This window comes from Bacillus sp. FDAARGOS_1420 (assembly GCF_019344915.1).
Classification (GTDB): Bacteria; Bacillota; Bacilli; order Bacillales; family Bacillaceae_G; genus Bacillus_A; species Bacillus_A mycoides.
In genome coordinates this window covers 642,455-667,500 of the sequence record NZ_JAHWJB010000001.1, presented here as the reverse complement: position 1 = coordinate 667,500, position 25,046 = coordinate 642,455, and the positions used below count along the sequence as shown (strand labels likewise).

Annotated in this window: 16 protein-coding genes, 5 rRNA genes, 2 pseudogenes and 1 riboswitch (1 of these 24 cut by a window edge); of the genes and pseudogenes, 15 read left to right on the top strand and 8 right to left on the bottom strand. The window is 40.9% G+C overall.

Annotated features, from left to right (window positions below; translation table 11 throughout):
* Together I6L50_RS03460 and rrf (I6L50_RS03455) are read left to right on the top strand one after the other, a co-directional pair.
* A 23S ribosomal RNA gene (locus tag I6L50_RS03460) occupies positions 1-2,498 on the top strand; it begins 424 nt to the left of the window's first position.
* A gap of 49 nt (positions 2,499-2,547) precedes the next feature.
* Positions 2,548-2,663, top strand: a 5S ribosomal RNA gene (rrf, locus tag I6L50_RS03455).
* Positions 2,664-2,814: 151 nt separating this feature from the next.
* On the opposite strand, the gene I6L50_RS03450 is transcribed toward rrf (I6L50_RS03455), so the two are convergent.
* The 7 genes and pseudogenes from I6L50_RS03450 to I6L50_RS03420 all read right to left on the bottom strand — a co-directional run bounded on the left by I6L50_RS03450 (position 2,815) and on the right by I6L50_RS03420 (position 8,931).
* Positions 2,815-3,273 carry an ASCH domain-containing protein gene (locus tag I6L50_RS03450; protein ID WP_219300574.1) on the bottom strand — a complete coding sequence of 153 codons (459 nt, stop codon included), beginning with the start codon at positions 3,271-3,273 and terminating at the stop codon, positions 2,815-2,817.
* A 247-nt stretch (positions 3,274-3,520) separates the two neighbouring features.
* Positions 3,521-4,276: pseudogene (locus I6L50_RS03445) on the bottom strand (M20/M25/M40 family metallo-hydrolase); the annotation flags it as partial.
* Positions 4,277-4,671: 395 nt separating this feature from the next.
* On the bottom strand, positions 4,672-5,469 hold the full coding sequence (gene bacA, locus I6L50_RS03440) for an undecaprenyl-diphosphate phosphatase (protein WP_219300572.1): 798 nt from the start codon (positions 5,467-5,469) through the stop codon (positions 4,672-4,674).
* Positions 5,470-5,486: 17 nt separating this feature from the next.
* On the bottom strand, positions 5,487-6,224 hold the full coding sequence (locus tag I6L50_RS03435) for an ABC transporter permease (RefSeq protein WP_002140180.1): 738 nt from the start codon (positions 6,222-6,224) through the stop codon (positions 5,487-5,489).
* Complete coding sequence (locus I6L50_RS03430) at positions 6,217-7,146, bottom strand: ABC transporter ATP-binding protein (protein ID WP_219300570.1); 930 nt, start codon at positions 7,144-7,146, stop codon at positions 6,217-6,219. Before I6L50_RS03430 ends, I6L50_RS03435 begins: the two co-directional genes overlap by 8 nt.
* Positions 7,147-7,214: 68 nt before the next feature.
* Entirely contained in the window at positions 7,215-8,228 is a 1,014-nt protein-coding gene (locus tag I6L50_RS03425) for a sensor histidine kinase (protein ID WP_219300568.1), read from the bottom strand.
* Positions 8,218-8,931 carry a response regulator transcription factor gene (locus I6L50_RS03420; protein ID WP_219300566.1) on the bottom strand — a complete coding sequence of 238 codons (714 nt, stop codon included), beginning with the start codon at positions 8,929-8,931 and terminating at the stop codon, positions 8,218-8,220. Before I6L50_RS03420 ends, I6L50_RS03425 begins: the two co-directional genes overlap by 11 nt.
* Before the next feature lie 557 nt (positions 8,932-9,488).
* On the opposite strand from I6L50_RS03420, the gene I6L50_RS03415 reads away from it, so the two are divergent.
* From I6L50_RS03415 to rrf (I6L50_RS03405), 3 genes are all read left to right on the top strand, one after another.
* Positions 9,489-11,040 (top strand): 16S ribosomal RNA (locus tag I6L50_RS03415).
* Positions 11,041-11,186: 146 nt separating this feature from the next.
* Positions 11,187-14,108, top strand: a 23S ribosomal RNA gene (locus I6L50_RS03410).
* Between the two features lie 49 nt (positions 14,109-14,157).
* Positions 14,158-14,273: ribosomal RNA gene (gene rrf / locus I6L50_RS03405) — 5S ribosomal RNA — on the top strand.
* The 16S, 23S and 5S rRNA genes sit together here, the layout of an rRNA operon.
* A gap of 64 nt (positions 14,274-14,337) precedes the next feature.
* Here the strand turns inward: rrf (I6L50_RS03405) and I6L50_RS35640 are convergent.
* Positions 14,338-14,567, bottom strand: a pseudogene (locus I6L50_RS35640) (hypothetical protein).
* Between the two features lie 243 nt (positions 14,568-14,810).
* Positions 14,811-14,912: riboswitch (purine riboswitch) on the top strand.
* Positions 14,913-15,022: 110 nt separating this feature from the next.
* On the opposite strand from I6L50_RS35640, the gene purE reads away from it, so the two are divergent.
* From purE to purN, 10 genes are all read left to right on the top strand, one after another.
* On the top strand, positions 15,023-15,508 hold the full coding sequence (purE, locus tag I6L50_RS03400; RefSeq protein ID WP_002010008.1) for a 5-(carboxyamino)imidazole ribonucleotide mutase: 486 nt from the start codon (positions 15,023-15,025) through the stop codon (positions 15,506-15,508).
* A complete protein-coding gene (purK, locus tag I6L50_RS03395; protein ID WP_219300564.1) occupies positions 15,505-16,656 on the top strand; it encodes a 5-(carboxyamino)imidazole ribonucleotide synthase in 1,152 nt (383 codons plus the stop codon). Before purE ends, purK begins: the two co-directional genes overlap by 4 nt.
* Positions 16,653-17,960, top strand: a complete 1,308-nt coding sequence (gene purB, locus I6L50_RS03390; protein ID WP_002091361.1) for an adenylosuccinate lyase — start codon at positions 16,653-16,655, stop codon at positions 17,958-17,960. The genes purK and purB overlap by 4 nt, the downstream gene beginning before the upstream one ends.
* An 88-nt stretch (positions 17,961-18,048) precedes the next feature.
* A complete protein-coding gene (gene purC / locus I6L50_RS03385) occupies positions 18,049-18,768 on the top strand; it encodes a phosphoribosylaminoimidazolesuccinocarboxamide synthase (protein ID WP_002029482.1) in 720 nt (239 codons plus the stop codon).
* Positions 18,761-19,015, top strand: a complete 255-nt coding sequence (gene purS, locus I6L50_RS03380) for a phosphoribosylformylglycinamidine synthase subunit PurS (RefSeq protein ID WP_000278823.1) — start codon at positions 18,761-18,763, stop codon at positions 19,013-19,015. The genes purC and purS overlap by 8 nt, the downstream gene beginning before the upstream one ends.
* Entirely contained in the window at positions 19,012-19,695 is a 684-nt protein-coding gene (gene purQ / locus I6L50_RS03375) for a phosphoribosylformylglycinamidine synthase subunit PurQ (RefSeq protein WP_000666771.1), read from the top strand. The genes purS and purQ overlap by 4 nt, the downstream gene beginning before the upstream one ends.
* Entirely contained in the window at positions 19,679-21,898 is a 2,220-nt protein-coding gene (purL, locus tag I6L50_RS03370; RefSeq protein WP_113938629.1) for a phosphoribosylformylglycinamidine synthase II, read from the top strand. The genes purQ and purL overlap by 17 nt, the downstream gene beginning before the upstream one ends.
* A complete protein-coding gene (gene purF / locus I6L50_RS03365; RefSeq protein WP_002091359.1) occupies positions 21,883-23,298 on the top strand; it encodes an amidophosphoribosyltransferase in 1,416 nt (471 codons plus the stop codon). Before purL ends, purF begins: the two co-directional genes overlap by 16 nt.
* A 100-nt stretch (positions 23,299-23,398) precedes the next feature.
* Positions 23,399-24,439 carry a phosphoribosylformylglycinamidine cyclo-ligase gene (gene purM, locus I6L50_RS03360; RefSeq protein WP_219300562.1) on the top strand — a complete coding sequence of 347 codons (1,041 nt, stop codon included), beginning with the start codon at positions 23,399-23,401 and terminating at the stop codon, positions 24,437-24,439.
* Positions 24,436-25,023, top strand: coding sequence for a phosphoribosylglycinamide formyltransferase (purN, locus tag I6L50_RS03355; RefSeq protein ID WP_002113480.1), 588 nt, complete (start codon positions 24,436-24,438; stop codon positions 25,021-25,023). Before purM ends, purN begins: the two co-directional genes overlap by 4 nt.
* Positions 25,024-25,046: the final 23 nt, after the last annotated feature.

Sequence of the window (25,046 nt, the reverse complement as noted above, 5' to 3'; positions counted from 1 at the left end):
CGGAACACGTGAAATTCCGTCGGAATCTGGGAGGACCATCTCCCAAGGCTAAATACTCCCTAGTGATCGATAGTGAACCAGTACCGTGAGGGAAAGGTGAAAAGCACCCCGGAAGGGGAGTGAAAGAGATCCTGAAACCGTGTGCCTACAAATAGTCAGAGCCCGTTAATGGGTGATGGCGTGCCTTTTGTAGAATGAACCGGCGAGTTACGATCCCGTGCGAGGTTAAGTTGAAGAGACGGAGCCGCAGCGAAAGCGAGTCTGAATAGGGCGTTTAGTACGTGGTCGTAGACCCGAAACCAGGTGATCTACCCATGTCCAGGGTGAAGTTCAGGTAACACTGAATGGAGGCCCGAACCCACGCACGTTGAAAAGTGCGGGGATGAGGTGTGGGTAGCGGAGAAATTCCAATCGAACCTGGAGATAGCTGGTTCTCCCCGAAATAGCTTTAGGGCTAGCCTTAAGTGTAAGAGTCTTGGAGGTAGAGCACTGATTGAACTAGGGGTCCTCATCGGATTACCGAATTCAGTCAAACTCCGAATGCCAATGACTTATCCTTAGGAGTCAGACTGCGAGTGATAAGATCCGTAGTCAAGAGGGAAACAGCCCAGATCGCCAGCTAAGGTCCCAAAGTGTGTATTAAGTGGAAAAGGATGTGGAGTTGCTTAGACAACTAGGATGTTGGCTCAGAAGCAGCCACCATTTAAAGAGTGCGTAATAGCTCACTAGTCGAGTGACTCTGCGCCGAAAATGTACCGGGGCTAAATACACCACCGAAGCTGCGAATTGATACCAATGGTATCAGTGGTAGGGGAGCGTTCTAAGTGCAGTGAAGTCAGACCGGAAGGACTGGTGGAGCGCTTAGAAGTGAGAATGCCGGTATGAGTAGCGAAAGACGGGTGAGAATCCCGTCCACCGAATGCCTAAGGTTTCCTGAGGAAGGCTCGTCCGCTCAGGGTTAGTCAGGACCTAAGCCGAGGCCGACAGGCGTAGGCGATGGACAACAGGTTGATATTCCTGTACCACCTCTTTATCGTTTGAGCAATGGAGGGACGCAGAAGGATAGAAGAAGCGTGCGATTGGTTGTGCACGTCCAAGCAGTTAGGCTGATAAGTAGGCAAATCCGCTTATCGTAAAGGCTGAGCTGTGATGGGGAAGCTCCTTATGGAGCGAAGTCTTTGATTCCCCGCTGCCAAGAAAAGCTTCTAGCGAGATAAAAGGTGCCTGTACCGCAAACCGACACAGGTAGGCGAGGAGAGAATCCTAAGGTGTGCGAGAGAACTCTGGTTAAGGAACTCGGCAAAATGACCCCGTAACTTCGGGAGAAGGGGTGCTTTCTTAACGGAAAGCCGCAGTGAATAGGCCCAAGCGACTGTTTAGCAAAAACACAGGTCTCTGCGAAGCCGTAAGGCGAAGTATAGGGGCTGACACCTGCCCGGTGCTGGAAGGTTAAGGAGAGGGGTTAGCGTAAGCGAAGCTCTGAACTGAAGCCCCAGTAAACGGCGGCCGTAACTATAACGGTCCTAAGGTAGCGAAATTCCTTGTCGGGTAAGTTCCGACCCGCACGAAAGGTGTAACGATTTGGGCACTGTCTCAACCAGAGACTCGGTGAAATTATAGTACCTGTGAAGATGCAGGTTACCCGCGACAGGACGGAAAGACCCCGTGGAGCTTTACTGTAGCCTGATATTGAATTTTGGTACAGTTTGTACAGGATAGGCGGGAGCCATTGAAACCGGAGCGCTAGCTTCGGTGGAGGCGCTGGTGGGATACCGCCCTGACTGTATTGAAATTCTAACCTACGGGTCTTATCGACCCGGGAGACAGTGTCAGGTGGGCAGTTTGACTGGGGCGGTCGCCTCCTAAAGTGTAACGGAGGCGCCCAAAGGTTCCCTCAGAATGGTTGGAAATCATTCGTAGAGTGCAAAGGCATAAGGGAGCTTGACTGCGAGACCTACAAGTCGAGCAGGGACGAAAGTCGGGCTTAGTGATCCGGTGGTTCCGCATGGAAGGGCCATCGCTCAACGGATAAAAGCTACCCCGGGGATAACAGGCTTATCTCCCCCAAGAGTCCACATCGACGGGGAGGTTTGGCACCTCGATGTCGGCTCATCGCATCCTGGGGCTGTAGTCGGTCCCAAGGGTTGGGCTGTTCGCCCATTAAAGCGGTACGCGAGCTGGGTTCAGAACGTCGTGAGACAGTTCGGTCCCTATCCGTCGTGGGCGCAGGAAATTTGAGAGGAGCTGTCCTTAGTACGAGAGGACCGGGATGGACGCACCGCTGGTGTACCAGTTGTTCTGCCAAGGGCATAGCTGGGTAGCTATGTGCGGAAGGGATAAGTGCTGAAAGCATCTAAGCATGAAGCCCCCCTCAAGATGAGATTTCCCATAGCGTAAGCTAGTAAGATCCCTGAAAGATGATCAGGTTGATAGGTTCGAGGTGGAAGCATGGTGACATGTGGAGCTGACGAATACTAATAGATCGAGGACTTAACCATATAATATGAAGCAAATGTTATCTAGTTTTGAAGGAATATACCTTCATAGTTTGGTGATGATGGCAGAGAGGTCACACCCGTTCCCATACCGAACACGGAAGTTAAGCTCTCTAGCGCCGATGGTAGTTGGGACCTTGTCCCTGTGAGAGTAGGACGTCGCCAAGCAACTTTAAGACGAGTCAGAATGACTCGTCTTTTTTGTGTTTAATGAAATAAGCTTGTTATTAATGGCTCAAGAAATCCATTGATAACAAGCTTATTTGTTTAAAGATAAATGTATTTATCTAGTATGGACTTCCGGTAAAATCGTTATTTATCATAGCTTCACTTTGTTTTTTACATCGATAAGCTTAAAACGTTCGCAAACGAGCAGCATATCTTCAGAAAAACTAAGACCAAGTTCGCTTAGTTCCTTTGTAAAGAACTGTATATGGGTGTCTCTCCAGTAACTATAGGTACGATCGCCTTCGCCTTCAGCGATAGCGAATTCTTCAGTCACTTCATTCATTGGCATTATAGTTACTTCTATTGTCTTAATAATAGCTACAGGTTCATCCTGACTATTGAGTACAATACTATAATCGTTAGTTGTTGGTAGTGGTTCGTTTTCTAATTCATAAAAAATCTGGCCGGAGCATGTTGCGGTTTTCACACCATCAATGACTAGTTTAGCGAGATAATCAGGAGAATCACCAAATTGCCAAGCTGTAACAGATTCTGGTTTTTCATTGTTTCCCCAATAAGTATCCCAATATGATTGTGCTAATGGATTCATTTGTATATTTACCTCACTTTAGTTAAAGTTCACTTTCTTTATAATCCCTGGGCAATTTTCCTATTTGTAATAGCTTTGTAGTCATTTAAAATTTGTATTGTTGTATTATGGATTAATAAAGATAATACGCTGAATGAATAGAGTTTGTAAACACGTTCTGTCCATTTATGGCCATCTTTCCCGTAGACGCCCATATAAATAGATGGGATGTTTAATTTTTGGATTGTTTCGTATGGTAATGGATATAGTTGTTATGTAGTCTATTTGTGATTTGGGCTGCAATAAAATTAGGATCAATGCCAGACAATGTATCACCTACATGTACTTCTCTTCCATAAATATAGAAACAAGGAAGAAGTTTACCTGAAGTTCCTGTATAAATGTAGCGCGGAGTATCTCCATCATATAAAGGTATTATAAAATCATTGTTAAAGCCAAACGATACTGTAATTGTTTTTCTTGCTTCAGTCTTTCGAGTTCGGTTAAGGCAGAGATAATTCCACGATGTTCCCCTTCTTCATCTTCATTGAATAAGAGAAGTAAATTTCCTTCAAATAAATGCACATGTTCTGAGAAGTATAGTATATTGGCTAGATGAATGGCAGCGCCGCTTTTCATATCAAGAGAACCACGGCCGAACAGCCACTCTCCAGGTTTTGCATCGGTTTGAAAATATTGTTCGAGTGTTTCAGGAGAGAAAGCATATTCTTTTAACGATTCGAAGTCTTCAATGCCAACCGTATCTAAATGAGAAGGATAGATAATAGTAGAAGTTGAATCATGTGTCCCTTTTACAAACGCAAATGCATTTTTCTCCCCTATTGGATCATGAGGGACATATTGAATCCATACATACTCGAAAATAAGGGAAGCTTTTTAAGATGCCATATAGTTCATCTATAATACCGACTTCGCCGATGGTGCTGTTAATACTATTAAATGAAACTAAATGATTTGTTAGCAATTCGATCTGCTTTTCTAATTGTGTATATAGACATAGGATGAAACCTCCTTAAATCTTATAATTGGGAGTCTTTCGTAGAGAAGATAAGTGCAAGTGAAAAAAACTATAGTGCGATTACTTAAATACAAGGAAGTAGCGGTATAGAACGTTTGTTCTGTAGTGGTGTAACGGGCATATTCAATCAATTGAGGTATTTATTTTTAATTCAGTATATGTGTTTAAAGAAGAAATGCTATTACTAGGTTCGGATTTCAAATATAGCTTTTAACGTTACATATTTTAATGAAGTGTTGTTTAGAGGTAAAGAATATTCTGATTATTAATATTGATCTATTATCCACTATGCCATATTGAAGTGAGTAATACTAGAGGTGAAATAGATAAAAACCGATATTCCTTGAATATCGGTTTAATAATATGTGACTTATATGAAGCTATAGCAATACGAAAAGTGTAAATACAATGGCTAACAAAATACGATAATATGCAAAAGGTTTTAAACCTATCTTTTCTAAAAGCTTCAGGAAGGTTACTACCGCTAGCATTGCTACAAGAAAAGAGGTAATGAATCCTACCGCAAACATAGGAATATCATCTACACTTAAATACTTCCAACTTTTTAATAAGTCTAACCCTGTAGCTCCGGCCATTACAGGAATGGCAATGAGAAAAGAGAACTCAGATGCAGCCTTATAATTTACTTTTGCTAATAGCCCTCCAGAAATAGTAGAGCCCGCTCTAGAGAAGCCAGGATATACTGCTAAGCATTGAAATAATCCAATTGTTAATGCTTGACGGTATGTTAAATCATCTAGTGAAAAGGCGGTTGCCTCTGCTTTTTTTGCTTCTGCAAAAATCATAAGAATTGCTCCTGCTACAAGTCCGATTACGACAGTATACGGCTGAAATAAGTATGTTTTAATAACATCATGTAATGATAGGCCAACAACTACTGCTGGGAATACACCGAGAAAAACATGTAATGCATTGAATTTTTTCTCTTTCCGTAGAAGGGGTTTAATATTACATAAAGAAACAAGGCGTTTATGATATAAAATCGCGATAGCTAAAATTGCCCCTAACTGTATGACAATTTCAAACGTTTTTGCCCTTTCTCCTTCAAAATCTAATAAATGTCCGACTAATATAAGATGGCCAGTAGAAGAGATGGGTAAAAATTCAGCTAACCCTTCTACAATACCAAGTATGAAGGCAATGATAAGATTGCTCATAGTTTCACTCCTATAAATTAATGAATATCCACCCTTTTAAAATAGAATAGTGTTGTAATAAATCCGAAAATCGCTGTTACTGCAATGATGATATAAGAATACTCTGATGGATAAGTCGGTTGTAATTCGTTATTTGCTATATCTAGAGTAGCGGTCCATGGGAATAGGTCTTTATGTTTTGAATTTACGATCATAAGGTTAGTCATTGTAATAATGATTGTTAATATAATAGGCGGTACATAGGTCTTCATTACAAGAGTTAGTAGTACAATAGGTGAAGACAAAAGAAAGAGAAGTCCACCACATATTAAAAATTTTATGAGAGAGCCTAAAAGTAAGGTGATACTAAACCCAGGGAAGCTACCTATTAGCCCTAATAATAAAGTTAGCGTCCAAGCAACTAAAGTTAGCATCATGATCCAAAGGAATAGAAGGATAAACTTACTTATAATAAAGCTAATACGTGATACTGGGATAGTTAGCAAATTTTTTAATGTATCTTCAGTGTATTCACGGGTAAATAGATAAGCGGTCACAACTCCATATAAGGGGAATCCTATAATTAAAGTAGTGTATAGGTTAACTTCAGTGAACAGTTGACCAAATAAAATAGTTGGAGTAGGTTGCTTTGTCTTCATGTGTATATAAGAAGCTACAACCACTAAAAATGGCGCGACACCTGCCCCGATAATACTAATCAAAAACATATTGGATCGTTTCAATTTTAATAGTTCTGTATAAAGCAGATTAACCAATTGTGCCACCCCCAACTAGTTTGGTGAAATAATCTTCTAGTCTATCTTCGCTCATCACAATTTTTAATACCTCAATATCGTTACGAACTAACGTTCTGTTAATGTATCCCTGCTGTCCAAAGTGAGAATAAACGCGAATATTTCCTTCATCATGTACCTCATAATCAAAAATTTGAAAATGATTTTCTAATAGCATCGCAGCTTTATTATCATTATTTACTTGGAATTCTATGTACTTACGATTGGCTTTACGCAGTGTATCAAGAGAAACTTCTTCTAATAACCTTCCTTCATGAATAATTCCCATACGATCGACTAGTTGTTCCACCTCAGCTAATATATGACTAGAAATGAGTATCGTTATATTTCTGTCTTGAGCTAAAGATTTAATGAGTTTTCGCATTTCTTTAATACCGATTGGATCTAGTCCGTTAGTTGGTTCATCTAGTATGAGTAGTTCAGGATAATGGAGAAGAGCACGTGCAATTCCTAAGCGTTGCTTCATTCCTAAAGAGTATTTTCCTACTAATTTTTTTGTTTCGTGCTGCAAGCCTACAATTTCTAATGCTTCTTCAATTGCATTCCTTTTGTGAACTCCAATTATCTTTGCATTAATTAATAAGTTCTCTCTTGCAGTTAAGTTTTCATAAAATCCTGGGACTTCAACGATAGAACCAATTCTTCTTAAAATGTCTTTTGGATTCCGAAGTAAATCCTCACCGAATATTTCTATATTTCCACTTGTAGGTTTTATAAGACTAAGCAGCATACGGATTGTAGTTGTTTTACCAGCACCGTTACGCCCTATGAATCCATAAATCTCTCCTTGCTGTACATTTATATTTAGATTATCTACTGACTTTTGGTTCCCATAAACTTTAGTAAGGTTTGTCGTTTTTATAACTGTATTTATAGGGGGCACCTACTTTCTATAAGTTCTTAATTACATAATAAAAAGGAAGGTTTAACTGCATATTAATCATTTCTTAACTATTTCTTAAAAGTAGTGTGTTTTGGGACGGAAAAACCAAAAGTAGTTCGTTCCCAAGGAATACTGTCAACCCATATACGCCCACCATTTTTTTCAACGAGGGCTTTAGAAATAGAAAGTCCGAGGCCACTACCACCGTAAGAAGGATTTCTTGATTGTTCGCTGCGGTACATCCGCTTAAATACGTTTTGTAAATCATGTTTTGGAATACCGGGTCCCTTGTCCCAAATAAGAATCTCATATTCTGTATTGGTTTCTAGTAGTTCGACTCCTACTATTTTCCCAGCTTTTCCGTGATGGATAGCGTTTTTTATTAGATTACCTATAATTCGTATAAGGCTAAGGTGATCTGCAATAATAGGGGAAGTAGATTCTGGTATGAGAACTTGTAGTTCAATGTCATGTTTTGATAGCTCGGGTAAAAAGTCGATTAATACTTCTCTAGTAACCTCAGAAAAATCGAGTTCTTCTTCTTTTAACGGAAATTCATCAGCATCTAGCTTGGCCATATTAAAGATTTCATCGACCAGATGTTTTAAGTCATTCGATTTCTTATAAAGTATTTCAAGATATTCTTGCTTTTCTACTTCAGAAGCAGCGACATCATCTTTTAAAGCATCAATATATCCAATAATAGAAGTAAGTGGTGTCCGGATATCATGTGAGATATTAGATAAAAGTTGTTTTCTAGCTTCTTGGGATTCCCTTGCTTCGATCTGGCCCTTTTCTAATGCAGTTATTAAGTCGTTTATTGAAAACACGATACTATTTAGTGAACGGTCGTTATTTGTGAATAGCCTCGTTTGTAAATTCCCTTTAAGTGCACGGCTTAATTTAGTAACCATCGATTCGTTGCTTTGAATAAAGTGAACTCTTGAAAAGAAAAGATATATTGTGATTATGATAAGAGCAATAAATAAAGATATTTTTACATGGTATCCCATATCTATATTTAAAAGTCCGCAAATGATAAGTTGTAATGAAATAAGAAAGAGGACCTTATCATTTTTCAACCTTTTCACCTACAAACTTATAACCGATTCCCCATACGGTCTGAATGAATTTTGGATTGGAAGAATCAATTTCTATTTTCTTTCTAAGCTTTCTAATATGCACCATAACTGTATTATCATCTTCTATATAATTATCGTCCCATACATTCCGAAAGAGTTGTGTTTTCGTAAATACTTGCTCTGGGTTTGAAGCGAAGAATTTTAATAGTTCAAGTTCTTTTCCAGTTAAGTTGATTTCTTTTCCGTTCGTATGGACTGTGTATTTTTTAAAATCGATAGTTAGTCCTTTAAATGTTAAAGCTGTTTTCTCTTGTACGTTAGTGTTACTTCCAAGAACTAAAAAACGTCGCATAAGAGCTTTTACTCTTGCAACCACTTCGTGAATACTGAAAGGTTTCGTAATATAATCATCAGCACCTATGCTTAAGCCCAAAATTTTATCAACTTCGTGATCTTTAGCAGTTAGCATTAATATAGGAATGTTGGTTGTATCTCTAAGTTTTCTACACACTTCGATACCATCTACTTTCGGCATCATAAGATCTAATATAACGAGGTTGTAGTTATTTTGGTTAAATAAGCACAAAGCTTCTTCTCCATTAATTGCAGTATCTACCATATATAATTCTCGTTCTAAATATCTTTTTAATAAGTCTCGAATTTCTTTATCGTCATCTGCTATAAGAATAGGTATATCTTTCATATCGTCACCTGTTTCTAATAGAATGTTATTGATATTACAACTTGATAAACAAAGGGGGATAGGGAGCGGTAATAAAAAATAAAGCAACTTTCTAATTATATACTATTAATTGTTAAAATAAGGTTGCTAGTTTACCTGAAAAGAATCAATTGTATGAGTTCGGTAAGATGAGGGAAGCGAGCCTTTTGAAATAGAGAAGTGCCTAAATTGAATAGTATTTAGAAGAATAGATTGGTAAAGAAAAGTAGACGATGGTTTCTATTTTAATGAGATCTTTGTAGGTCCTTATCTAGAGTTAAAGAGTGCAAAGGTACTAAATTAAATTTCTTTGTAAAAAGGTGTTGACGATTAGCTTATAGAGGTGTAATATAGGACAAGTCGCCGATAGCAACAACGCAGAAAGCGACAAAAGAAATAAAAAAACTTGGTTGACATTGAAATATGAAAATGTTAACATAAGGGAGTCGCAAATGAGCGGCAAACAAGTTCTTTGAAAACTGAACGAAACAAACAACGTGAACGTCAATTTTTATTTTTAGATGCTAGACAAACTAACTTTATTGGAGAGTTTGATCCTGGCTCAGGGTGAACGCTGGCGGCGTGCCTAATACATGCAAGTCGAGCGAATGGATTAAGAGCTTGCTCTTATGAAGTTAGCGGCGGACGGGTGAGTAACACGTGGGTAACCTACCCATAAGACTGGGATAACTCCGGGAAACCGGGGCTAATACCGGATAATATTTTGAACTGCATAGTTCGAAATTGAAAGGCGGCTTCGGCTGTCACTTATGGATGGACCCGCGTCGCATTAGCTAGTTGGTGAGGTAACGGCTCACCAAGGCGACGATGCGTAGCCGACCTGAGAGGGTGATCGGCCACACTGGGACTGAGACACGGCCCAGACTCCTACGGGAGGCAGCAGTAGGGAATCTTCCGCAATGGACGAAAGTCTGACGGAGCAACGCCGCGTGAGTGATGAAGGCTTTCGGGTCGTAAAACTCTGTTGTTAGGGAAGAACAAGTGCTAGTTGAATAAGCTGGCGCCTTGACGGTACCTAACCAGAAAGCCACGGCTAACTACGTGCCAGCAGCCGCGGTAATACGTAGGTGGCAAGCGTTATCCGGAATTATTGGGCGTAAAGCGCGCGCAGGTGGTTTCTTAAGTCTGATGTGAAAGCCCACGGCTCAACCGTGGAGGGTCATTGGAAACTGGGAGACTTGAGTGCAGAAGAGGAAAGTGGAATTCCATGTGTAGCGGTGAAATGCGTAGAGATATGGAGGAACACCAGTGGCGAAGGCGACTTTCTGGTCTGTAACTGACACTGAGGCGCGAAAGCGTGGGGAGCAAACAGGATTAGATACCCTGGTAGTCCACGCCGTAAACGATGAGTGCTAAGTGTTAGAGGGTTTCCGCCCTTTAGTGCTGAAGTTAACGCATTAAGCACTCCGCCTGGGGAGTACGGCCGCAAGGCTGAAACTCAAAGGAATTGACGGGGGCCCGCACAAGCGGTGGAGCATGTGGTTTAATTCGAAGCAACGCGAAGAACCTTACCAGGTCTTGACATCCTCTGAAAACTCTAGAGATAGAGCTTCTCCTTCGGGAGCAGAGTGACAGGTGGTGCATGGTTGTCGTCAGCTCGTGTCGTGAGATGTTGGGTTAAGTCCCGCAACGAGCGCAACCCTTGATCTTAGTTGCCATCATTAAGTTGGGCACTCTAAGGTGACTGCCGGTGACAAACCGGAGGAAGGTGGGGATGACGTCAAATCATCATGCCCCTTATGACCTGGGCTACACACGTGCTACAATGGACGGTACAAAGAGCTGCAAGACCGCGAGGTGGAGCTAATCTCATAAAACCGTTCTCAGTTCGGATTGTAGGCTGCAACTCGCCTACATGAAGCTGGAATCGCTAGTAATCGCGGATCAGCATGCCGCGGTGAATACGTTCCCGGGCCTTGTACACACCGCCCGTCACACCACGAGAGTTTGTAACACCCGAAGTCGGTGGGGTAACCTTTATGGAGCCAGCCGCCTAAGGTGGGACAGATGATTGGGGTGAAGTCGTAACAAGGTAGCCGTATCGGAAGGTGCGGCTGGATCACCTCCTTTCTATGGAGAATTGATGAACGCAGTTCATCAATAAACGTTGACTTGTTTTGTTTCGTTCAGTTTTGAGAGAACTATCTCTCAAGTTTAAATGTATGTTCTTTGAAAACTAGATAACAGTGTAGCTCATATTTTTTTAATTTTAGTTTGGTTAAGTTAGAAAGGGCGCACGGTGGATGCCTTGACACTAGGAGTCGATGAAGGACGGGACTAACGCCGATATGCTTCGGGGAGCTGTAAGTAAGCTTTGATCCGAAGATTTCCGAATGGGGAAACCCACTATACGTAATGGTATGGTATCCTTACCTGAATACATAGGGTATGGAAGACAGACCCAGGGAACTGAAACATCTAAGTACCTGGAGGAAGAGAAAGCAAATGCGATTTCCTGAGTAGCGGCGAGCGAAACGGAATCTAGCCCAAACCAAGAGGCTTGCCTCTTGGGGTTGTAGGACATTCTATACGGAGTTACAAAGGAACGAGGTAGACGAAGCGACCTGGAAAGGTCCGTCACAGAGGGTAATAACCCCGTAGTCGAAACTTCGTTCTCTCTTGAATGTATCCTGAGTACGGCGGAACACGTGAAATTCCGTCGGAATCTGGGAGGACCATCTCCCAAGGCTAAATACTCCCTAGTGATCGATAGTGAACCAGTACCGTGAGGGAAAGGTGAAAAGCACCCCGGAAGGGGAGTGAAAGAGATCCTGAAACCGTGTGCCTACAAATAGTCAGAGCCCGTTAATGGGTGATGGCGTGCCTTTTGTAGAATGAACCGGCGAGTTACGATCCCGTGCGAGGTTAAGTTGAAGAGACGGAGCCGCAGCGAAAGCGAGTCTGAATAGGGCGTTTAGTACGTGGTCGTAGACCCGAAACCAGGTGATCTACCCATGTCCAGGGTGAAGTTCAGGTAACACTGAATGGAGGCCCGAACCCACGCACGTTGAAAAGTGCGGGGATGAGGTGTGGGTAGCGGAGAAATTCCAATCGAACCTGGAGATAGCTGGTTCTCCCCGAAATAGCTTTAGGGCTAGCCTTAAGTGTAAGAGTCTTGGAGGTAGAGCACTGATTGAACTAGGGGTCCTCATCGGATTACCGAATTCAGTCAAACTCCGAATGCCAATGACTTATCCTTAGGAGTCAGACTGCGAGTGATAAGATCCGTAGTCAAGAGGGAAACAGCCCAGATCGCCAGCTAAGGTCCCAAAGTGTGTATTAAGTGGAAAAGGATGTGGAGTTGCTTAGACAACTAGGATGTTGGCTCAGAAGCAGCCACCATTTAAAGAGTGCGTAATAGCTCACTAGTCGAGTGACTCTGCGCCGAAAATGTACCGGGGCTAAATACACCACCGAAGCTGCGAATTGATACCAATGGTATCAGTGGTAGGGGAGCGTTCTAAGTGCAGTGAAGTCAGACCGGAAGGACTGGTGGAGCGCTTAGAAGTGAGAATGCCGGTATGAGTAGCGAAAGACGGGTGAGAATCCCGTCCACCGAATGCCTAAGGTTTCCTGAGGAAGGCTCGTCCGCTCAGGGTTAGTCAGGACCTAAGCCGAGGCCGACAGGCGTAGGCGATGGACAACAGGTTGATATTCCTGTACCACCTCTTTATCGTTTGAGCAATGGAGGGACGCAGAAGGATAGAAGAAGCGTGCGATTGGTTGTGCACGTCCAAGCAGTTAGGCTGATAAGTAGGCAAATCCGCTTATCGTGAAGGCTGAGCTGTGATGGGGAAGCTCCTTATGGAGCGAAGTCTTTGATTCCCCGCTGCCAAGAAAAGCTTCTAGCGAGATAAAAGGTGCCTGTACCGCAAACCGACACAGGTAGGCGAGGAGAGAATCCTAAGGTGTGCGAGAGAACTCTGGTTAAGGAACTCGGCAAAATGACCCCGTAACTTCGGGAGAAGGGGTGCTTTCTTAACGGAAAGCCGCAGTGAATAGGCCCAAGCGACTGTTTAGCAAAAACACAGGTCTCTGCGAAGCCGTAAGGCGAAGTATAGGGGCTGACACCTGCCCGGTGCTGGAAGGTTAAGGAGAGGGGTTAGCGTAAGCGAAGCTCTGAACTGAAGCCCCAGTAAACGGCGGCCGTAACTATAACGGTCCTAAGGTAGCGAAATTCCTTGTCGGGTAAGTTCCGACCCGCACGAAAGGTGTAACGATTTGGGCACTGTCTCAACCAGAGACTCGGTGAAATTATAGTACCTGTGAAGATGCAGGTTACCCGCGACAGGACGGAAAGACCCCGTGGAGCTTTACTGTAGCCTGATATTGAATTTTGGTACAGTTTGTACAGGATAGGCGGGAGCCATTGAAACCGGAGCGCTAGCTTCGGTGGAGGCGCTGGTGGGATACCGCCCTGACTGTATTGAAATTCTAACCTACGGGTCTTATCGACCCGGGAGACAGTGTCAGGTGGGCAGTTTGACTGGGGCGGTCGCCTCCTAAAGTGTAACGGAGGCGACCAAAGGTTCCCTCAGAATGGTTGGAAATCATTCGTAGAGTGCAAAGGCATAAGGGAGCTTGACTGCGAGACCTACAAGTCGAGCAGGGACGAAAGTCGGGCTTAGTGATCCGGTGGTTCCGCATGGAAGGGCCATCGCTCAACGGATAAAAGCTACCCCGGGGATAACAGGCTTATCTCCCCCAAGAGTCCACATCGACGGGGAGGTTTGGCACCTCGATGTCGGCTCATCGCATCCTGGGGCTGTAGTCGGTCCCAAGGGTTGGGCTGTTCGCCCATTAAAGCGGTACGCGAGCTGGGTTCAGAACGTCGTGAGACAGTTCGGTCCCTATCCGTCGTGGGCGCAGGAAATTTGAGAGGAGCTGTCCTTAGTACGAGAGGACCGGGATGGACGCACCGCTGGTGTACCAGTTGTTCTGCCAAGGGCATAGCTGGGTAGCTATGTGCGGAAGGGATAAGTGCTGAAAGCATCTAAGCATGAAGCCCCCCTCAAGATGAGATTTCCCATAGCGTAAGCTAGTAAGATCCCTGAAAGATGATCAGGTTGATAGGTTCGAGGTGGAAGCATGGTGACATGTGGAGCTGACGAATACTAATAGATCGAGGACTTAACCATATAATATGAAGCAATGTTATCTAGTTTTGAAGGAATATACCTTCATCAGTTTGGTGATGATGGCAGAGAGGTCACACCCGTTCCCATACCGAACACGGAAGTTAAGCTCTCTAGCGCCGATGGTAGTTGGGACCTTGTCCCTGTGAGAGTAGGACGTCGCCAAGCAAAAACCTAAGTCGTTTCGACTTAGGTTTTTTTGTGTTTATTTTTATTTACCGAAGGTTAAAATTCATAAATTTAATAATCCTAAAGACGAAAAAAGGATGAAATAGAGACTATTTAAAATAATGGCAATGATTTTTCGTGCTCCTAATTTTCCAAATTCCCCTAAAATAATCCCTAAAATAGGAAACATTATTTCTATCATAAGTGTACATTTTAAAAATGGGATGATATCAATAAGTATTCAATAATTACAGAAATTGCTGCGACAGAGAAAAACAAATATGATAATAGCATAGTTATTTTTTCACGGTTATCCTCCTTATAAATTATATTGATTTGTAGACACAACAGTATATATGAACAGTTATGTATAAAATAGATCTCTAGAAATATATATTCTAATTCCCTTTTCTTCTTGTATATAGTTGCAATTCTTCTTTTGAATATAACTAAAACACGAACGTTATCGATGACTAATAAAAAAACATTCGATTATTTATTGACATTGTTTATGAAATATTGTTAATATAGCCATAGAAACAATAATATATAAGACCTCATATAATCGCGGGGATATGGCCTGCAAGTCTCTACCTAACGACCGTTATTCGTTAGACTATGAGGGAAAGTCACTCGGTATTTTTCTATTCACAAGGGATACGTATGCCTGAGTAGAGCGCTTTCTCTCATAGTAAAAGAGAAACTGTTCTATTTCAGGCTTTTTTTATTTGAATCGGGGGGATTCTAATATGAAATCACTAGTTGGAGTCATAATGGGAAGCACGTCAGACTGGGAAACAATGAAATATGCTTGTGACATTTTAGATGAATTAAATATACCGTATGAGAAAAAAGTTGTATCCGCTCATCGGACTCCGGATTATATGTTTGAATATGCAGAAACAGCTCGTGAACGTGGATTAAAAGTTATTATTGCTGGAGCCGGTGGAGCAGCGCATTTACCAGGAATGGTTGCAGCGAAGACAAATCTTCCTGTAATCGGTGTCCCAGTTCAATCAAAAGCGTTAAACGGTCTAGATTCATTATTATCCATTGTCCAAATGCCAGGAGGGGTTCCAGTTGCAACTGTTGCAATTGGTAAGGCTGGTTCAACGAATGCTGGATTACTTGCTGCACAAATACTTGGATCATTTCATGATGATATACATGATGCATTAGAGTTGAGACGAGAAGCTATTGAGAAAACTGTGCGTGAAGGTAGTGAGCTAGTATGACGAGAATCATTTTACCTGGAAAAACAATCGGCATTATTGGAGGCGGCCAGCTTGGAAGAATGATGGCGTTGGCAGCTAAGGAAATGGGTTATAAAATTGCTGTTTTAGATCCTACAAAGCATTCACCATGTGCACAAGTTGCTGATGTTGAAGTCGTTGCACCATATGACGATCTAAAAGCAATTCAGCATTTAGCAGAGATAAGCGACGTTGTCACATATGAATTTGAGAATATTGATTATAGATGTTTACAATGGCTTGAAAAACATGCTTACTTACCACAAGGTAGTCAATTGTTAAATAAAACGCAAAATCGTTTTACAGAAAAGAATGCAATTGAGAAAGCTGGGTTACCAGTAGCAATGTATAGATTAGTTCAAAATCAAAATCAGCTTACTGAAGCGATTGCTGAATTATCATTTCCTTCCGTCTTAAAAACGACGACAGGTGGATATGATGGGAAAGGGCAAGTTGTTTTAAGAAGTGAAACTGATGTTGAGAAGGCACGAGAGCTTGCGGATGAAGCAGAGTGCATTCTAGAAAAATGGGTGCCTTTTGAAAAAGAAGTATCAGTTATTGTAATTCGTAGTGTAAGTGGTGAAACGAAAGTATTTCCGGTAGCGGAAAATATTCATGTAAATAACATTTTACATGAATCTATCGTTCCAGCTCGCATTACAGAAGAACTTTCTCAAAAAGCAATTGCTTACGCAAAGGTACTTGCGGATGAACTAGAACTTGTGGGAACACTAGCGGTAGAGATGTTTGCTACAGCTGACGGTGAGATTTACATTAATGAATTAGCACCAAGACCTCACAATTCAGGACACTATACACAGGATGCATGTGAAACGAGTCAATTTGGTCAACATATTCGAGCAATCTGTAATTTACCTCTTGGAGAAACAAATTTGTTAAAACCAGTTGTCATGGTAAACATTTTAGGCGAACATATAGAAGGGGTCCTAGGACAAGTGAATAGACTAACCGGGTGCTATTTACACTTGTATGGAAAAGAAGAAGCAAAAGCGCAGCGAAAAATGGGGCATGTTAATATTTTAAATGATAATATTGAAGTCGCTCTAGAAAAAGCGAAGAGTTTGCATATTTGGGACCATCAAGAACAACTGTTGGAGGGAAAAAGATGATTAATCGTTATACACGCCCTGAAATGGGTGCAATTTGGACGGAAGAAAACAAATTTAAGGCATGGTTAGAAGTTGAGATTTTAGCTTGTGAAGCATGGGCAGAGCTTGGCGACATTCCAAAAGAAGATGTTAAAAAAATTCGTGAACATGCATCATTTGATATTGATCGTATTTATGAAATTGAAAAAGAAACACGTCATGACGTAGTTGCTTTCACTCGTGCTGTATCAGAAACACCAACATTAGGCGAGGAACGTAAATGGGTTCATTACGGTTTAACATCTACAGACGTAGTAGATACAGCGTTATCTTATATCTTAAAACAAGCAAATGAAATCTTGTTAAAAGACTTAGAAAACTTTGTTAGCATTTTAGCTAATAAAGCGAAAGAGCATAAATACACGATCATGATGGGAAGAACACATGGTGTACATGCAGAGCCAACAACATTTGGTTTAAAACTTGGTCTTTGGTATGAAGAAATGAAACGTAACGTAGAGCGTTTCAAACAAGCTGCTGATACAGTTCGCGTTGGTAAATTATCTGGTGCGGTTGGTACATATGCAAATATTGATCCATTCGTAGAAAAGTATGTTTGTGAAAACTTAGGATTAGAAGCAGCACCAATTTCAACACAAACATTGCAACGTGATCGTCATGCACATTACATGTCAACACTTGCACTAATCGCAACATCTGTTGAAAAGATGGCAGTTGAGATTCGTGGTTTACAAAAGAGTGAAACACGTGAAGTTGAAGAGGCTTTCGCAAAAGGTCAAAAAGGTTCTTCTGCAATGCCGCATAAACGTAATCCAATTGGATCTGAAAATATGACTGGTTTAGCTCGTGTTATCCGCGGTTATATGATGACAGCTTACGAGAATGTTCCGTTATGGCATGAGCGTGATATCTCTCACTCTTCTGCAGAACGCGTAATTTTACCAGATGCTACAATCGCGTTAAATTACATGTTAAATCGCTTTGGTAATATCGTTAAAAACTTAACTGTATTCCCAGAGAATATGAAACGCAATATGACAAGAACATACGGCTTAATTTACTCTCAGCGCGTAATGCTTACACTAATTGACAAAGGTCTGGTACGTGAAGAAGCTTATGATATCGTACAGCCTAAAGCAATGGAAGCTTGGGAAACACAAGTACAATTTAAAGAGCTTGTAGAAGCTGACGAGCGTATTACAAGTAAGTTAACGCAAGAAGAAATTAACGAATGTTTCAATTATGAACATCATATGCAACACGTTGATACAATCTTTGAACGCCTTGGATTAAACGAAGCGTAAAATTTCATATGGCACAGAATAGAGTCATTCTGTGCCATTCTTTATAAAAACATTATTCACATTTTTCAAACTACAGGGGGCTTGCGAAATGCAAAAGCTAGAATTGCTGTATGAAGGTAAGGCAAAAAGAATTTATCGTACAGAAGCAGCAGATATGGTTTGGGTAGAGTACAAAGATAGTGCGACTGCTTTCAATGGGGAGAAAAAAGCGACAATTACCGGAAAAGGTCGTTTGAACAATGAGATTACAACTTTATTGTTCAGAAAGTTACAAGAAGTTGGAATTAAAACACACTTTGTGGAGAAGTTATCTGATACAGAACAACTTGTCAAAAAGGTGAGTATTATTCCATTAGAAGTTGTCACAAGAAACGTAATTGCAGGTAGTCTTTCAAAAAGACTAGGAATGGAAGAAGGAACTGCTCTTACAACACCAATCGTAGAATTTTACTACAAAGATGATGATTTAGGAGATCCACTTGTAACGGAAGATCATATTCGTTTGTTAAATGTTGCAACACCAGAGCAAGTAAGCGTATTACGAGATGCAGCTCTACAAATCAATCAAGTGATGATTGAGCATTTCGCAAGCTGTCGTGTAAGATTAGTAGATTTTAAATTAGAGTTTGGCGTAACAGAAGAAGGGGAAATCATATTAGCAGATGAAATTTCACCAGATACTTGCCGTTTATGGGATGAAACGAGCAACGAAAAATTTGATAAAGATGTATTCCGTCGTGATCTTGGGAATTTAACAGAAGCATATGAAGAAATTTTAAAACGTTTAGGGGGAGCTTCACATGTATAAAGTTAAGGTATATGTAACGTTAAGAGAAAGTGTATTAGATCCACAAGGAACTGCGGTAAAGGGAGCACTTCATAGTCTTTCATTTACAGAAGTACAAGACGTTCGAATCGGAAAATATATGGAATTAACAATTGATAAATCAGTATCTGATCTGGATAGCAAGGTAAAAGAAATGTGTGAAAAATTATTAGCAAACGTTGTAATGGAAGACTTCCGTTATGAAGTTGAGGAGGTTGTCGCACAGTGAAATTTGCAGTCATAGTATTTCCAGGTTCGAACTGTGATGTCGATATGTTCCATGCAATTAAAGATGAGCTTGGTGAAGAAGTAGATTACGTTTGGCACGATAGAGAGAATTTAGATGAATATGATGCAATTTTACTACCAGGTGGATTCTCTTACGGTGACTATTTACGATGCGGGGCTATTTCTCGCTTTGCTAACGCAATGAAAGCAGTGCAAAAAGCTGCTGAGCAAGGAAAGCCGATTTTAGGAGTGTGTAATGGATTCCAGATTCTTGTTGAATCAGGATTACTACCAGGAGCATTAATGAGAAACGAAAACTTAAAGTTTATGTGCCGTACGGTTCAGTTACGTGTTGAAAATAATGAAACTATGTTTACATCACAATATGAAAAAGATGAAGTAATTAACATTCCAATTGCACATGGCGAAGGAAATTACTATTGTGATGAAGCGACTCTTAAACAATTAGAAGAGAATAATCAAATCGCATTCCGTTACGTAGAAAATCCGAATGGAAGCGTTTCAGATATTGCAGGTATTGTAAATGAAAAAGGAAATGTTCTTGGTATGATGCCACACCCAGAGCGTGCTGTAGATGAATTACTTGGCGGTGCTGAAGGGTTAAAAGTCTTTCAATCTATCTTAAAACAGTGGAGGGAAACATATGTCGTTAATGCTTGAGCCAAATCCAACACAAATTAAAGAAGAGCGTATATATGCGGAAATGGGGCTAACAGACGAAGAGTTTGCCATGGTTGAAAAGATTTTAGGCCGTTTGCCGAATTATACAGAAACGGGACTATTTTCTGTTATGTGGTCTGAACATTGTAGTTATAAAAATTCAAAGCCAGTTCTTCGTAAGTTTCCAACGACAGGTGAGCGTGTTTTACAAGGACCTGGAGAAGGCGCTGGAATTGTAGATATCGGTGATAACCAAGCGGTGGTATTTAAAATGGAAAGTCATAACCATCCTTCTGCAATTGAGCCATATCAAGGGGCAGCAACAGGTGTCGGTGGTATTATTCGCGATGTATTCTCTATGGGCGCACGTCCGGTAGCTCTATTAAACTCACTTCGTTTCGGTGAATTACAATCACCACGTGTGAAATATTTATTCGAAGAAGTAGTAGCAGGAATCGCAGGATACGGTAACTGCATCGGTATTCCTACTGTTGGCGGCGAAGTACAGTTTGATCCATGCTATGAAGGAAATCCACTTGTAAATGCAATGTGTGTAGGCCTAATTAATCATGAAGATATTAAAAAAGGGCAAGCGCATGGTGCTGGTAATACAGTAATGTACGTAGGAGCATCAACTGGTCGTGATGGTATTCACGGTGCAACGTTCGCATCTGAAGAGCTATCTGAAAGCTCAGAAGCGAAGCGTCCGGCAGTTCAAGTAGGGGATCCATTTATGGAGAAACTTCTTATTGAAGCATGTTTAGAACTTATTCAGTCTGATGCACTTGTTGGAATTCAAGATATGGGAGCTGCTGGTTTAACATCATCTTCTGCAGAAATGGCAAGTAAAGCAGGTATGGGTATTGAAATGTACTTAGATGATGTACCACAGCGTGAAACTGGCATGACTCCATATGAAATGATGTTATCTGAATCACAAGAACGTATGTTAATCGTTGTGAAAAAAGGTAGAGAGCAAGAAATAGTAGATTTATTTGAAAAATATGGTCTTGCAGCAGTTACGATGGGGAAAGTAACTGAAGATAAAATGCTTCGTCTATTCCATAAAGACGAAATGGTAGCTGAAGTACCGGCGGATGCTCTTGCAGAAGAAGCACCAATTTATCATAAACCGTCAAAAGAAGCAGCATACTTTGCTGAGTTCCAGCAGATGAAAATGGAAACACCAAAAGTAGAAGATTATAAAGCAACGTTATTATCTTTATTACAACAACCAACGATTGCAAGTAAAGAGTGGGTATATGATCAATATGATTATCAAGTGCGCACTAGCACAATCGTTACACCAGGTTCAGATGCAGCGGTTATACGTGTACGCGGCACAGAAAAAGGATTAGCAATGACGACAGATTGTAACTCTCGCTACATTTATTTAGATCCAGAAGTGGGCGGTAAAATTGCAGTAGCAGAGGCAGCACGTAATATCGTATGTTCTGGCGGGGAGCCACTTGCAATTACAGATTGCTTAAACTTCGGTAACCCAGAAAAACCAGAAATCTTCTGGCAAATTGAGAAATCAGTAGACGGTATGAGTGAAGCTTGCCGCAAGTTACAAACGCCAGTTATCGGCGGGAATGTATCAATGTATAACGAGCGTAGTGGTGAAGCTGTATATCCAACACCAACTGTTGGGATGGTTGGACTTGTACACGATTTAAAACACGTAACAACACAAGAATTTAAACAAGCTGGCGATTTAGTTTATGTAATTGGAGAGACGAAAGCTGAGTTTGGTGGAAGTGAATTACAGAAAATGATCTACGGAAAAATTTTCGGTCAATCACCAAGCATCGATCTAGATGTAGAATTAAAACGCCAAAAGCAAGTACTAGCAGCAATTCAAGCTGGCCTTGTTCAATCTGCACATGATGTTGCAGAAGGTGGTTTAGCAGTTGCAATTACTGAAAGTGCAATTGGTGCTAACGGTTTAGGCGCTACTGTGAAATTAGATGGGGAAGCAACAACAGTATTATTTGCAGAATCACAATCGCGCTTCGTTATAACTGTAAAACGTGAAAATAAAGAAGCATTTGAGAAAGCGGTTGAAGCAATTCAAGTTGGAGAAGTGACAAATACAAATGAAGTAACAATTCATAATGAAGAAAATGAAGTATTACTTACAGCAAATGTAGATGAAATGAGAAAGGCTTGGAAAGGGGCAATCCCATGCTTACTGAAATAAAGGGGTTAAATGAAGAATGTGGCGTTTTCGGAATTTGGGGGCATGAAAATGCAGCACAAGTTTCGTACTACGGATTGCACAGTTTGCAGCACCGTGGGCAAGAAGGCGCAGGCATTGTTGTAAATAATGGGGAAAAAATCATCGGTCACAAGGGGTTAGGTTTAATATCAGAAGTGTTTTCAAGAGGTGAGCTAGAGGGATTAAACGGGAAATCAGCAATTGGACACGTACGATATGCAACAGCTGGTGGAAGTGAAGTTGCTAACGTTCAACCATTATTATTCCGTTTTTCCGATCATAGCATGGCGTTAGCTCATAACGGAAATTTAATTAACGCAAAAATGCTTCGTCGTGAATTAGAGGCAGAGGGAAGTATTTTTCAAACAAGTTCAGATACAGAAGTACTTTTACACCTTATTAAGCGTAGTACAAAAGATTCTTTAATTGATAGTGTAAAAGAGGCTCTAAATAAAGTGAAAGGTGCGTTTGCATATCTTTTACTAACTGGAAATGAAATGATCGTTGCGCTAGATCCAAATGGATTCCGTCCTCTTTCAATCGGAAAGATGGGGGATGCTTACGTTGTAGCGTCGGAAACATGTGCTTTCGATGTAGTTGGTGCAACATACATTCGTGATGTAGAACCTGGTGAATTGCTTATTATCAATGATGAAGGAATTCACGTAGATCGTTTTACAAATGAAGTAGACCATGCGATTTGCAGTATGGAATACATTTACTTTGCACGTCCAGATTCTAATATCGCTGGTATTAATGTTCATGCAGCTCGTAAAAACATGGGGAAACGTTTAGCGGCGGAAGCTCCTATTGAAGCTGATGTTGTTACTGGTGTACCAGACTCTAGTATTTCAGCAGCAATTGGTTATGCGGAGGCGACAGGAATTCCGTATGAGTTAGGGTTAATTAAAAATCGTTACGTTGGACGTACGTTTATTCAACCTTCTCAAGAACTGCGTGAGCAAGGGGTTAAGATGAAGCTTTCAGCAGTAAGAGGCGTAGTTGAAGGAAAACGAGTTGTTATGATTGACGATTCTATCGTAAGAGGAACGACAAGTAAACGAATTGTTCGTATGCTTCGCGAGGCTGGAGCGACAGAAGTCCATGTAAGAATTGCTTCACCACCTCTTAAGTATCCATGCTTCTATGGCATTGATATTCAAACGAGAAAAGAATTAATCGCAGCAAATAATTCAATAGAAGAAATCCGTCAAATCATCGGAGCAGATTCACTAACATTTTTAAGTGAAGATGGATTAGTAGATGCAATTGGACGCCCATATGAAGGGAAATACGGTGGTCTATGTATGGCTTACTTCAATGGAGACTATCCAACAGCTCTTTATGATTATGAGCAAGAGCTTTTAGAAAGTATGAAATAAGAAGAAAAAAGCTTCTACTTCTTTTGATGTAGAAGCTAGCTTCTTTCTTAAAACGGCCGCCCTGGATGGGGAGAAATTAAAAGACGAGGTGTAAAAAACGATGGCGAATGCATATAAGCAAGCAGGAGTAGATATTGAAGCTGGATATGAAGCGGTATCTCGCATGAAAAAACACGTACAAACAACAATGAGAAAAGAAGTGCTAGGCGGTTTAGGCGGTTTTGGAGGTATGTTTGATCTATCAAAATTTGCATTAGAAGAACCTGTATTAGTATCTGGAACAGATGGCGTGGGAACGAAATTGATGCTCGCTTTTATGGCAGATAAACATGACACAATTGGTATTGATGCAGTAGCAATGTGTGTAAATGATATTGTTGTCCAAGGAGCAGAGCCGCTTTTCTTCCTTGATTATATTGCTTGTGGTAAAGCTGAACCTAGTAAAATTGAAAACATCGTCAAAGGTATATCAGAGGGCTGTCGCCAAGCTGGTTGTGCATTAATTGGTGGAGAAACAGCTGAAATGCCAGGAATGTATTCTACGGAAGAATACGATTTAGCTGGTTTTACAGTTGGAATTGTTGATAAAAAGAAAATTGTAACAGGTGAAAAAATTGAAGCTGGTCACGTATTAATTGGCTTAGCATCTAGCGGTATTCATAGTAACGGTTATTCTTTAGTAAGAAAAGTGCTACTAGAAGATGGAGAACTATCTTTAGATCGTATTTACGGACGCTTAGAACTACCTCTTGGTGAAGAATTATTAAAACCAACGAAAATTTATGTCAAACCTATTTTAGAACTATTGAAGAAACATGAAGTATACGGTATGGCACATATTACAGGTGGTGGATTCATTGAAAATATTCCACGTATGTTGCCAGAAGGAATCGGTGCGGAAATTGAATTAGGGTCTTGGGAAATTCAGCCGATCTTCAGTTTACTTCAAGAAGTTGGGAAACTAGAAGAGAAAGAAATGTTCAATATTTTTAACATGGGTGTTGGTATGGTAGTAGCGGTTAAGGAAGAAGAGGCAAAGGATATTGTTCGTCTTCTTGAGGAGCAAGGAGAGAAAGCACGTATTATTGGACTCACTGTACAAGGATCTGGTGTTACCTTTATTGAGGGAACAGAAGTATGAGTAGATTAGCAGTTTTTGCTTCTGGGAGCGGTTCTAACTTTCAATCTCTCATTAATGCGGTAGAAGAAAAAAGATTGGATGCAGATATTAGTTTATTAGTATGTGATAAACCAGAGGCACGCGCTATTGGACGGGCACATTATCACCATATTCCGTGTTTTTCCTTTTCAGCGAAAGCATATGAGTCAAAAGAAGCATTTGAAAAAGAGATATTAAAAAAGCTAGAAGAGTATGAAATTGATTATGTTATTTTAGCTGGATATATGCGTTTAATTGGAACGACTTTACTAGAAGCGTACGGCGGGAAAATTATTAATATTCATCCATCACTACTACCGAGTTTTCCAGGGAAAGATGCTGTTGGTCAAGCGTTAGAAGCGGGTGTGAAAGTAACCGGAGTAACGATTCACTATGTAGATGCAGGTATGGATACAGGTCCAATTATTGCGCAAGAAGCAGTAGTTGTTTCTGAAGGGGATACGAGAGAAAGCTTACAAAAGAAAATTCAACAAGTTGAACATAAATTATACGTAAATACAGTGAATCAAATTGTTCAGTCTGTGAAAAAACCAACTGTTAACTAACATACAACCAGGGGTGAAGGATA